Source organism: Enterococcus sp. BSD2780061688st2 D3, assembly GCF_005844145.1.
GTDB classification, from domain to species: domain Bacteria; phylum Bacillota; class Bacilli; order Lactobacillales; family Enterococcaceae; genus Enterococcus_B; species Enterococcus_B durans.
In genome coordinates this window covers 105,979-118,275 of record NZ_SPHN01000009.1, presented here as the reverse complement: position 1 = coordinate 118,275, position 12,297 = coordinate 105,979, and the positions used below count along the sequence as shown (strand labels likewise).

Sequence of the window (12,297 nt, the reverse complement as noted above, 5' to 3'; positions counted from 1 at the left end):
TGCTCCTCCTTACGCTTCTTCTTCTTTGTAGTCGATTCCTAATTCTCTACTGATTCCCGCATATCCTTCGGCTTCGAGACGTTTCGCAAGATCCGCATTACCAGTCATCACTACTCGGCCTTCCATCATGATATGCACCACATCTGGTGTGATGTAGTTCAATAAGCGTTGATAATGGGTGATGATCAATGCACCAAACTCATTGTTACGCATTTCATTGACACCTTTTGCAACGACTTTCAATGCATCGATATCTAGTCCAGAATCGATTTCATCTAGAATGGCAAAAGTTGGTTCGAGCATCAATAGTTGTAGGATTTCATTTCGTTTCTTTTCCCCACCAGAAAAACCTTCATTTAGATAACGTTCAGCCATTTCTTCTGGCATATTCAAAAGAGCCATTTTTTCATCTAATTTTTTCAAAAATGTCATCACAGACATCTTGTTGTCTTCTTCACGTTTGGCATTGATTGCTGCTCGCATGAATTCGGCATTGGTGATTCCTGGTATCTCACTTGGGTATTGCATGGCTAAAAACAGACCTAGTCGTGCACGTTCATCGACTTCCAAGTCTAATACATTTTTCCCATCAAACAAGATTTCGCCTTCTGTTACCTCGTAGTTTGGGTTACCCATGATTGCAGCAGATAACGTAGACTTCCCAGTTCCGTTAGGTCCCATGATTGCGTGGATTTCTCCTGTTTTCATTGTTAAATTGACGCCTTTAAGGATTTCTTTTTCCTCAATCGACACATGTAAATTTTTTATTTCTAAGACAGACATGCCAAATTACCTCCAAATTCTGTTTCGTTCTCACTCATTTTAGACTAATTGAGAATGAATCGCAACGTTATAAGTGCTTAAAATCAAATGTTTTTTCACGCATTATCATTAAATTATGATTTCTAAATAATAATATATATAAAGTAAAACGAAAAAAAGAGCAAGATAAAAGTTAAAACTCTCTTTTATCTCACTCTTTGGATGAGTGTGGGATAAAACTAAAAATCAGGTTTGCTACAGACTCTCGAATAAACGGCGGGAGCAAAAAGCAACTCCTTCGGAAATAAGCCGAAATTCACAAAAATTTGAAAAGCAATTTTCGTTCATTTCTTCTTATTTCTCGGAGTTAAACACTTCTGTCCCAGCCTCTCTCAAATAAATGGCGTCTAAAAGTCAGTTTTTTCGGAAATTTCAAAAAAAAAAACGAGCAATACGAAAAGCGTATTGTTCGTTTTTTTCTCGACCTCATCATTTTTCAACGTTTTTATTTTGCGTCTGCATCTACAGGTTTAACAGAACCGCCCCATTTGTCTTCGATCCATTTTTGCACATCTTCACGGTGTAGGACTTCGATCAATTTCTTGATTTTGTCGCTATTTTCGTCGCCTTTACGTGTAGCTATGATATTCACATAAGGTGAATTGTCTTTTTCAAGCAACACTGCATCTTTTAGAGGATTCAAACCGGCACCATAAGCAAAGTTTGCATTGATTGCCACTAGATCGCCTTCATCATTTTGATACGTTGAAGCCAATAATGATGGATCAATCGTGTGATTGAATTTCAAGTTTTTAGGATTTTCAGAAATATCATCGAATGTCGCTGTTTCCAAATCAACACCGTCTTTGACTTTCACTAAGCCAGCGTCTTTGAGGATCGTGATGATTCTTCCCCAGTCAGATTCTGAATTTGAAGTGATCACTGTTGCACCATCTTTTAATTCAGAGATATCTTTGATTTTCTTTGAGTACAAGCCCATTGGTTCGATGTGGACAGCACCAGCATTGACAAAATCATATCCTTTGTCTTTGATTTCTTTGTTTAAGTAAGGAATATGTTGGAAGTAGTTGGCATCGATATCTCCTTCTTCCAATGATTGGTTCGGTAAGACATAATCGTCGAATTTGACGATGTCCAGTTTGATTCCTTCATCTTTTAACAATGGTTTGACATGTTCCAAAATCTCTGCGTGAGGTGTTGGTGAAGCACCGATTTTCAAAGTTGTATCATCTTTTTTACTACTTGATGCTGAGTCTTTCGTGTCGCCGCTGTTGCCACAAGCAGCTAATCCCACAGTCAGCAATAATGCTGCTGCAAATCCAAAAATTTTCTTTTTCATATCCTATATCCCCCTATATCTTACTATCTTTTATCTGTTTTCTTCGTTAAGAAATCACCGATTCCTTGAACAATAAAAACAATGACTAATATAATTAAAGTCGCAACAAATGTCACGGTCAGATTACCACGTTGGTAGCCTTCTTGCCAAGCAAGGCCACCTAGTCCACCAGCACCGATTGCACCCGCCATGGCAGTAAACCCAATCATCGAAATCGTTGTAACTGTTAATCCAGAAATCAGTGCAGGTACACTTTCAGGAATCAAGACTTTCCAGATGATTTCCCAATAACTGGCACCCATTGCATCAGCTGCTTCCACTACACCTGGGCTGACTTCACGAAAAGCAATTTCAACTAATCGTGCGTAAAAAGGAGCTGCTGATAGAACCAGCGCTGGGATTGCTGCTTCAGCACCCAACATCGTTCCCACGATCGCTTTTGTAAATGGAATGATCAAGACCATCAAGATCATGAACGGCGTTGAACGGAAAATATTACTGATGATCGAAACAATCCCATAAATGATTCGTGCATATGGCTTATTTTTCCGCCCGATAGAGTACAAGATCAAGCCTAAGATCAGCCCGATAATCGTGACTAATACCATGGAGATCAAAGTCATGTAGAGAGTATCGATGATCGCCTGTTGCATTGTTTCTGGATTGATTTTACTAAAATCTAGGTACGTTTCTGCAAAACTTTTATCCACGGTGGATCACCTCCACCCCAACACCTTGTTCTTTAATAAATAATTCTGCTTGATCCAATTCTTTTTCCTCTCCTGTCATCAGAGTGGTCAAAGAACCAAAAGAGCCTTCTTTTGCTTGTTTGATTTTTCCGTAGACCACATTGATATCCACATTGTATTTACGGATTGCCTGTGAAATCACTGGTTCATTGGCATTCTTTTCATTAAATGTCAAAGTGACTAAGCGTCCTTTAGGGTTTTCTTTGATCAATGTCGCTAACAATTCACTCGAATCTGCCTCAGGTTCGATATCTTGTTGTACAAACCGTTTTGTGACTTCTTGTCTTGGATTTCTAAAGACCGTCAAGACATCGCCTTCTTCAACGACTTTCCCACGTTCCATGACTGCTACTTTATTACAGATTTTACGAATGACGTTCATTTCATGTGTGATTAAGACGATCGTCAAATTCAATTTTTTATTGATTGCTAACAAGAGATCTAGTACTTCTTCTGTCGTCTGTGGGTCCAATGCACTAGTTGCTTCATCACAAAGCAGGATTTCTGGGTCATTGGCTAACGCTCTGGCAATCCCGACACGTTGTTTTTGGCCACCAGATAATTGAGAAGGATATGCGTTTCCTCGTCCTTCTAAACCAACCAGACCGAGTAATTCTTCCGCACGTGCTTTGCGCTTTGCTTTAGGGACTCCAGCCAATTCTAAAGGAAGCTGAATATTTTCTAACACTGTTCGTGACCATAACAAGTTGAAATGTTGGAAAATCATCCCGATTTTTTTACGAAAACTTCTTAAGTCTTTATTTTTCAATTTAGTGATTTCTTGACCGTTGACGATGACTTCTCCGCTAGTGGGTAGTTCTAATCCATTCAGTAGTCGAACTAACGTACTTTTACCTGCTCCGGAATAACCGACGATTCCATAAATATCACCTTTTTCAACGTTTAATGAAACATCATCTACTGCTTGGATCGTTCCATTTTTTCCGCCGAATGTTTTTTTGACATTCGTTAATTGGATCAATGACATATCGCTCACATCTTCCTTTTATTTTTTACTTAGAAACAAAAAAGCCTTCGTCCCCTTGCTTTGAGCAAAAGGACGAAAGCTTAAACTTCCGTGTTACCACCTTGATTCGCTGCTATTTCACAATAACAACCTTAAACAGTACTTGGATAGAATTCTTCAAAAACAGTTCCGCATACCGCTGTGCTTTAACGGGCACTCCCGTAGTAAGTTTGCCATGGCTCACTTACTCTGCTCTAAGACCATCTTCCATCTCATGTTCGTTACCCATTTTCAGCAGACAGGGCTCTCTTCAAACGTCTATGACATGTACTCTTCTTTTCAAAGCTTTATCTATGATTGTTCTGATTATAGCAGTTGTAAAATTACGTGTCAATATTTTACCCAAAGCTTTTTACTATTTTCTGAAAGTTCTTGTTTTATATTTCTTCAAATTCTTTTGGATCGACCTCTTTGAAACTCAAGATCCATGCATTCATTTCATCTTCATCATTCAAGATGTTGATGTCTTCATTGATTTTTTCATTCACAGAAGAAATGGTTCCTGACAATGGACTAGCAAATTCATTGACTGCTTTTTCTGCTTCCACTTCGATCAACGGTTCACCGCTTTTAAATGTTTGTCCTTCTTTTGGTAAATTCGCAAAAGTGATATCCCCAAGTTCTTCTTGCGCTTCATTCGTTAAGCCAACACAATATTCTTTGCCATTGAACAATATCCAAAGATTATTCTTTTTCTTCAAGTGTTTCCCAGCCATTTTATATCAATACTCCTTCGTATGTTTTTTCATTAAAGCCAATTGCGACGAGTTGTTTGTCTTTGACGATCAACGGACGTTTGATGAGCATTCCATCAGTAGAAAGAACAGCACTAGCTTTTTTTACTGAAAAATCAGCGATTTGGTCTTTCAGCCCTAACTCCCGATACTTCATTCCGCTTGTGTTGAACAAACGGCGCATCGGTATTTCATTATGGGTGAGCCATTCTTCGATAGTTTCTGCTGATGGTGTATCTGCAATCATATCAACGACTTGATAGTCAATGTGATGTGCATCTAACCAAGCTTTTGCTTTTTTGCAAGTTGAACATTTAGGGTACCAATAAAAACGATACAACTGTTGTTACCTCCTAGAAGTTTTTGCAGGTGCCTCATTTTGGTATCTCATTGATAAGATCAAACCGATACCGATCATATTTCCTAAAATGGATGATCCCCCTTGGCTGATAAAAGGAAGAGGAATCCCGGTCAATGGTAATAAGCCAATGTTTGCACCAATGTTTTCGAAGACATGGAACAAGAGCATCATGATCAAGCCACTTGCGATATACGCATAAAATTCATTATTCGTATCAAAGCAGACCCGTATCATACGATAAATCAAGATAAAATACAAGAAAATGACAAAGGCGCCGCCAATAAAGCCAAAATTCTCACCAATGACTGTAAAGATCATATCTGACTCACGCACGGGCACATAGATATTACTTACGTTGAATCCTTTTCCAAACAAACCACCAGTTCCGATGGCTAATAACCCTTGAGCAGGCTGATAGCTCATGCCCGAGGTATCGTGAAACGGATCGAGCCAGGAATCGATGCGGGCAAACTGATATGATTTAAAGCCCACTTTATAGAGCAATTCTCTTCCGCCGTCTGTAGTAACTAAAAAAATCGTTCCTGCGCCAACAAGAACAGCTAAAGCAATCACAGGCACAATGATTCGCCAAGAAATTCCTGACATGAGGAATATTCCTCCAAAAATAGCTAAAAAGACAAGCATCGTCCCAAAATCATCTTGGGCCATTATCAGTGCTAAAACAGGGAGTGTCACGATCAACATTTTCCCTATCAGCCAAAAATCTGATTTTGCTGTCCGTTCTTTTAGTTGCGTGTTATGTTTCGTGACGATCAGTGCCATCATCAATATATACGCGATTTTCATCAATTCAGCGGGCTGAAAAGTGAAGGAACCAAAACTAAACCAGTTTTTCGAACCTGTAGACGCTTCTAAATTACGATCATAAAATTTCAATAAGAGCGCCATGACTACTAATCCTAGTCCGTATAGATAGGGAGTCAGTTTCCAGATCCATTTTGAATTCAAATGCATAATCACTATAATAGCAACCGATCCGACTAAGTACCAAAGAAGTTGCATGCCTACGCCCTTTATTACTGACGGATTGTTGGGATCATGACTAAGCGCAACGTATAAAGACAGTAAACCAATCAAACATAATAAAAAGACCGGTAAAATCACGCCATAATCGATCCGGTTATCGTTAGAAGCTTTTACTTTTTTTTCCATGTTTCATCCCTTTTCTTAAAAACCATACTGTTCTTTATTATAGCGGTCTCCCTAAATAAAAGAAAGTTAAAGCAAGGACATTTGAGAAATTTTAAACTCTCCCTCATTTAAGCATATCTGTCTCACTTTCAAGCTGTTTCTTTGCAGAAATCCCAAAGAAAAGCGACTTTATTCTCGATGGTCTTTTTCTTTTCTTTGATAGATTTCATTGTAAACAAGTATTTCTTTGGCAATCGACTGGAGAACTTCTGAAACTAGATTGGTTCGTTGAACGAGGTAAAATTTCCGTTTATACTCCAAAGATTCAAACTTCACGCCTTCTGGTACCGCACGTTTCGATAAAATCGATCGTCCGACTCCTTCTTTTAGTAAGGCAGCAATCACCTCATTACTTTTAACGAGCATCTTCTTTCCATGAATATTTTTTTCTTCAAAATAGCGTTGGGTGTAGTGAAAAACACCAGAAGTCGATTCTCTGACTAGCCAAAGTTTACTTTCTGGATCACCAGCAATCACCAATTCATCTTCCATCAAAGAAAACCGCTGTACTCCTGACGTTTCCAAGGGCTTTTCAATAAAACCAAAATCAGCGTCATGCTTCGCAATTTGATCCAACGAGTCATGGGAATTGGCAAAAGCTACAACAAAATTTACTTTTGGGAATTTTGGGATCAGATAACGCAAAAGTTTCGGCAACAAATATACTGCAAATGTATGCGAAGCAACGATCCGGCATACTTCTTCTTCATTTTGTTCATCTAATAGTTGCTGTTGTGTTACTTGCCATTCTTCCAACAGGATCAACGCTCGTTCATAGAGAAGATCCGCTTGTTTTGTCGGTCTCATTTCTTTTCTGCCATTCCTTTCAAAAAGAATGACGCCTAGCTCTCTTTCTAACTGTTTCACTTGGTTAGAAACAGCTGGTTGGGATAAAAACAATAGTTCTGCAGTACGTGAAAAGTTTCTCGTTTCGTAAACCACACGAAAAGTTGTCAATAATTTCAACATAAGCTCACTTCCATAACTTTTTATTATAATTACTATAATAACTATTTGATTTAAATATAACAGAATATGACTATAATAGTAAGTGTAAAGCACATCGCTTGAAATTGGAAAGAGAATAATTTCTTTTTCCAATAGTTGCTCAAGGAAGGAGGCTGGGACAGAAGTGTTCAACTCCGAGAAATAAGAAGAAATTAACGAAAATTGCTTTTCAAATTTTTGTGAATTTCGGCTTATTTAAGAAGGAGTTACTTCTACTCCCACCATCTATTCGTTTTTAACGAATAAGACAAAAGTGTTTCTTACTTTTGTCCCACGCTCGTAGCGATAAGTAAAAAACTCTTAACATATTTGTTTATTTCCCACTGAACAGTATAAATTTGTTCGAATTACTATCAACCCTTTCCAAATTACTTATCGCTACACCTTGAGTTTCTTGATTCAGTTTCTGACACAAAAAATTTATAGAAGGAGAATGTAAATGAAGAATTTTTTGAAGATTATTCCAATTCCTATTTGCGGGCTAATTCTTGGTTTAGCTTCTTTAGGAAATCTATTCAAAGAATATCATTTGGTTTCATTAGGTAATCTTGTCGGTGGCATAAGTATGGTATTGATGGTTTTGATGTTTATTAAATTATTCATTCTATTTGAACATACAAGACAAATGTTACACGACCCAATTATCGGTTCTGTTTCACCAACATTCACTATGTCATTGATGGTCATCTGTACTTACTTCGTTTCATTTACGAGTATTGCGCCTCTCGTGAAGGCGATTTGGCTGAGTGCAGTGGTTTTCCAAATTGTGTTGGTCCTTTACTTTACGTATCATCATGTCGTAAAAGCAGATCTATCGATTGAAGCCATTTACCCAAGTTGGTTCATCATTTATGTGGGCTTTGGTGTAATTACTGTAACAGCTGGAAATTTCTTCCCGCTTATCGGTAAAATCTTCTTTTGGATTTCCCTTGCCTGTTACGCATTTTTACTACCGATCATCATCAAGCGTGTCTTTTTTGTTAAAAATATGTCACAGCCAACCTTGCCACTGATCACGATCGTTGCGGCACCAGGATCACTGTGTTTAACAGGATACTTGAAAAACTTTGCACAGCCAAACCTCTACTTAGTTCTTGGACTGTTTATCCTGTCTCAAATTTTGTATTTTATCGTTCTGTCAATGTTACCGCACCTATTGAAATTACATTTCTACCCAAGTTACGCAGCCTTTACTTTCCCATTGGTAATCTCGGCAACTGCTCTATTCACAGCCGTCCATTACTTTGATTCATTGGGAATGAACACAGGTGTTTTAAATATTTTGAAAGTAATCGAATGTGGGATCGCTACAGTGATGGTCCTTTATGTGCTAGGTCATTACCTACTCTTCCTATTAAAGGAACATGGGGGAAATCGCCACTTATTCCCTAAAAAAATTTAATACATCTACACAACTTCTGTCTTTTTCAAAAAATGGAAAGGGCAGAAGAATTTTTGCGTTTCCAACATTTTGTCAAAAAATCGGAACAATGCTACTATTATCAAGATATCATTTACGCTTCTCTTTTTTTGCGTAACGATCATGAAAGGAATTTATGAAATGAATGTACACTCACCCATTAATCGCTTCAAACAATTGAATATACGGAAAATCTTGCCTGGGTTATTACTTGCCTTCTTGGTAGCTGTCGCCAGCAAATTATTGGCACTGCTAGTTCCTCAACTAGGGGCTGCCACCATTGCTATCTTGCTAGGTATCCTATTAGGAAATACTTTTTTTAAACAGGCTTCTCTTGCTACAGGTACAAAATTTGCTGAAAGCAAGTTGCTGGAATGCTCCGTCTTTTTGCTAGGTGCCACCGTCACAGCACAGACGATCGCTCAAATCGGCATCAAAGGAATCCTATTCGTTTTGTTACAGATGAGCGTAACGATTGTAGGCGTTTATTGGATCGGAAAAAAACTACGCTTCAGTGACACTTCTTCTTTGATGATGGCGGGGGGAAATGCCGTTTGTGGTTCTTCAGCGATTGCTTCTATTGCACCCGTCATCCACGCAGATGAAGAAGAAAAAGGCCAGATCATCACCCTGGTCAACTTACTAGGAACCGTTATGATGTTGACCTTACCCTTTTTAGGTTTGCATCTCTTCGGTGACAATCTGATTGAAAAAAGCGCATTGTTAGGCGGAACACTGCAATCCGTTGGTCAAGTCGTGGCAGGTGCCAGCTTGCTTGATGCTTCAGTCGTCCAATTTGCGATGCTCTTTAAAATACTACGCATCATGATGTTGGTCGTTGTCGTCTATCTATTTGAAAAATTTATGCAGAAAAAAACAGTTGCTAATACTAATGTGTCTCATACCAAACAAACGAAAAGAAAGTTGCCCTTACCTTGGTATGTTTTAGGATTTGTCATTTTTTGTTTGATCAATAGCTTGTTTACTCTACCAACATTTATCGATCATACCGCCCATTTTGTTAGTAACTGGTTTGAGATCACTGCCTTAGCTGCCATCGGCTTACGTTTGGATTTTGCTAAATTCATGAAAGAAGGCCCTCGTTTCCTATCCTATGGTCTATCTGTTGGTTTATTGCAGACAACGATGGCATTGCTCTTCATCTGGTTAACGAAATTGTGATGAGAAAGTTCTGAAAAGAGGGATTTTGCTCAAAAACTGGAGAACAGATCATCGAACAAATAACCATCACCACACAGCTTTATTAGTTGCTCTTGCATTTTTCTAGTATTAAAGCAATATAAAAAATTGGCTCATTGTCAAATGATGTTGATAAAAATCTTAGAATAATTGGGACGAGAATAGGACAAAAATCAGAAAAAACCTGATTTTTGTCCTATTCTCATCTCAATCCTACGCACGGAATCGTCACTTGGATCACTCTACTTGTATTCAGTTTATTTGGAATAATAAATTATTTTTATATTTATTGTTCGTATGTACAAGAGAAAGAGAATATTTACACCATCATTTTTCCCATAGTTGTTCTTTTACTTTTATTAAGGTAAAAATAAGAATGCTGTTCTTCATTTGAGCGTGGGACAAAAGTAAAAAACACTTTTGTTTCATTCTTTAAAAACGAATAAACGGTGGGAGCAGAAGCAACTCCTTCGGAAATAAACACTTCTGTCCCAACCTCAAATAAGTTTTAGGATACAAACAAGTACTGAACTAATGATTCAATCGCTTAAAGCTTCTGAATAATCTATCCATTTAACATACATAACGATTTTACGGAAATGAAAGGGGATACTAAAAATAAAATTTATAAAAAGAATTTTGGAATATTCGAAGGAACTATTTCTGCTCGTTTATTCATTTTTTAAGCGTGAGGCAACTACTTTTAAAGTGCGCCTCCAAAATTGTCCTTTACACATACAACTTTTGGAGCGCACCTCATTCTTGCCTACAGCTATTTTCTATTTAGAAACACCCTCTTCATTCTCCGAAAAATATCCTTCTAATACTAACAATTGACGTTTGATCGCAATCCCTTCTTCTGTATTTCCCATATATCCTGTTAATTGACCATTTTGACCAATAACTCGATGGCAAGGAATCACGATTGGCAAAGGATTCGTACGATTGGCTTGTCCAATGGCTCGTACTGCCTTAGGGCTACCTACAGCTATCGCAACCTCCTTATAAGTCCGTATTTCACCAAATGGAATAGCTTGTAGTGCTTGCCAGACTTTCTTTTGAAAAATTGTTCCTTTATTTATTGATAGTGGCACATCAAATGATTGTCGTTGCCCTCCAAAATACTCTAGGATTTGATTTTTTCCCAGCAGCAAAATTTCTTGATTGGCTTGTTGTCCTTCAGCAATTGGTTGAAACGAAACAGCTGTCAACCCGCTATTGTCCGCAGCCAACCATACATCGCCGATTGTTGTTTTTATTTTCATCTCATCGTCTAATGATCTTCATTGACCTAGACTTCCCCCGCTTTTACATATTTTCATTTATCTTCCTTTATTTTTATGAAATTTGCAATTTAAAAGTTTATTAAATTTGCTACAGATGGTAAACTAAAACTGATGTCTTCTCAAAATGACTATTCTTATCTGAGTATGTTATTTAAGGATAAGTTTACTAATCATAATAGTACAAAAGTAATCTCTACGTGAAAGGATCAAAACGATGAAAATATCAATTGTTGTCCCTTGCTTTAATGAAGAAAAAACGATACCGCTTTTTTTCGATGAAGTAGAAAAATTTAAAGGGGCTCATGAATTTGAATACTTGTTTATTGATGATGGTTCGAAAGATGGTACGTTACAAGCTATCAAACAGCTAGCGGGAAAATATCCCTACGTCAGATTCATTTCTTTTTCCCGAAATTTTGGTAAAGAAGCTGCTCTTTATGCCGGCTTACAAGCTTCAACTGGCGAACTGATCACAGTGATGGATGTGGACTTACAAGATCCACCCGAACTACTGCCAGTCATGATTGAAAAAATAACTACTACAGATATCGACTGTGTAGGAACTCGACGCTCGACACGCGAAGGCGAACCAGTGATTCGCAGTTTCTTTGCCCGAACATTCTATCGATTGATCAACAAAATCAGTGATACAGAAATGGTGGATGGCGCAAGAGACTTTCGCTTGATGACTCGCCAAATGGTCGACGCCGTATTAGAATTGACTGAATACAATCGCTTCTCAAAAGGCCTCTTTAGCTGGGTGGGTTTCAAAACAGAATACATCTCCTTTGAAAATCGTGAACGTGTTGCTGGTGAAACATCATGGTCATTTTGGAAACTATTCAATTATTCGATCGATGGGATCATCAATTTCTCTGATGCCCCACTAACAATCGCCTCCTTTGTAGGAGCCTTATCTTGCGTTGGTTCAGGAATCGCAATAATATTTATTATTTTTCGTGCGCTATTATTTGGAGATCCAACTGCTGGTTGGCCTTCTATGGTATCCATCCTCTTATTTATCGGCGGAATCCAATTGCTCTGTCTAGGCATCATCGGAAAATATATTGGTAAGATTTTCTTAGAAACTAAACAACGACCAGTTTATATTATTCGAGAAACAGAAAAGAAAAAAACACCTCGAATTGAAAAAGAAAACTAAAAAAAACTGTCTCGAA

Annotated in this window: 12 protein-coding genes and 1 other annotated feature; of the genes, 3 read left to right on the top strand and 9 right to left on the bottom strand. The window is 37.9% G+C overall.

All coding sequences use genetic code 11. The annotated features are described in order from the left end of the window. Positions 1-9 precede the first annotated feature (9 nt). From sufC to FGQ66_RS09005, 8 genes are all read right to left on the bottom strand, one after another. Complete coding sequence (sufC, locus tag FGQ66_RS09040; RefSeq protein ID WP_005879209.1) at positions 10-783, bottom strand: Fe-S cluster assembly ATPase SufC; 774 nt, start codon at positions 781-783, stop codon at positions 10-12. Positions 784-1,267: 484 nt separating this feature from the next. Beyond that, positions 1,268-2,122, bottom strand: coding sequence for a MetQ/NlpA family ABC transporter substrate-binding protein (locus FGQ66_RS09035; protein WP_005879211.1), 855 nt, complete (start codon positions 2,120-2,122; stop codon positions 1,268-1,270). A 23-nt stretch (positions 2,123-2,145) separates the two neighbouring features. Then, a complete protein-coding gene (locus FGQ66_RS09030) occupies positions 2,146-2,832 on the bottom strand; it encodes a methionine ABC transporter permease (protein ID WP_081134545.1) in 687 nt (228 codons plus the stop codon). Further along, positions 2,825-3,859 (bottom strand): methionine ABC transporter ATP-binding protein, encoded by a 1,035-nt coding sequence (locus tag FGQ66_RS09025; protein WP_016176964.1) that lies wholly within the window; start codon positions 3,857-3,859, stop codon positions 2,825-2,827. The genes FGQ66_RS09030 and FGQ66_RS09025 overlap by 8 nt, the downstream gene beginning before the upstream one ends. 65 nt (positions 3,860-3,924) lie before the next feature. Continuing rightward, positions 3,925-4,190: a binding site (T-box leader), on the bottom strand. Positions 4,191-4,275: 85 nt separating this feature from the next. Beyond that, positions 4,276-4,614, bottom strand: a complete 339-nt coding sequence (locus tag FGQ66_RS09020; RefSeq protein ID WP_005879218.1) for a glycine cleavage system H family protein — start codon at positions 4,612-4,614, stop codon at positions 4,276-4,278. 1 nt (position 4,615) lies between these two features. Further along, complete coding sequence (locus tag FGQ66_RS09015) at positions 4,616-4,972, bottom strand: arsenate reductase family protein (protein ID WP_005879220.1); 357 nt, start codon at positions 4,970-4,972, stop codon at positions 4,616-4,618. 6 nt (positions 4,973-4,978) lie between these two features. Next, positions 4,979-6,166 carry an FtsW/RodA/SpoVE family cell cycle protein gene (locus tag FGQ66_RS09010; RefSeq protein ID WP_081134546.1) on the bottom strand — a complete coding sequence of 396 codons (1,188 nt, stop codon included), beginning with the start codon at positions 6,164-6,166 and terminating at the stop codon, positions 4,979-4,981. A 168-nt stretch (positions 6,167-6,334) separates the two neighbouring features. Then, positions 6,335-7,174 (bottom strand): LysR family transcriptional regulator, encoded by an 840-nt coding sequence (locus FGQ66_RS09005; RefSeq protein WP_005879224.1) that lies wholly within the window; start codon positions 7,172-7,174, stop codon positions 6,335-6,337. A 478-nt stretch (positions 7,175-7,652) separates the two neighbouring features. Here FGQ66_RS09005 and FGQ66_RS09000 point away from each other — a divergent pair, with 478 nt between their 5' ends. Together FGQ66_RS09000 and FGQ66_RS08995 are read left to right on the top strand one after the other, a co-directional pair. Beyond that, positions 7,653-8,615, top strand: coding sequence for a TDT family transporter (locus FGQ66_RS09000; RefSeq protein ID WP_138302240.1), 963 nt, complete (start codon positions 7,653-7,655; stop codon positions 8,613-8,615). Positions 8,616-8,774: 159 nt separating this feature from the next. After that, entirely contained in the window at positions 8,775-9,815 is a 1,041-nt protein-coding gene (locus tag FGQ66_RS08995) for a YeiH family protein (RefSeq protein ID WP_138302239.1), read from the top strand. Positions 9,816-10,612: 797 nt separating this feature from the next. Here the strand turns inward: FGQ66_RS08995 and FGQ66_RS08990 are convergent. After that, complete coding sequence (locus FGQ66_RS08990) at positions 10,613-11,098, bottom strand: methylated-DNA--[protein]-cysteine S-methyltransferase (RefSeq protein WP_113845309.1); 486 nt, start codon at positions 11,096-11,098, stop codon at positions 10,613-10,615. A 235-nt stretch (positions 11,099-11,333) separates the two neighbouring features. Here FGQ66_RS08990 and FGQ66_RS08985 point away from each other — a divergent pair, with 235 nt between their 5' ends. After that, a complete protein-coding gene (locus FGQ66_RS08985; RefSeq protein ID WP_113845308.1) occupies positions 11,334-12,281 on the top strand; it encodes a glycosyltransferase family 2 protein in 948 nt (315 codons plus the stop codon). Positions 12,282-12,297: the final 16 nt, after the last annotated feature.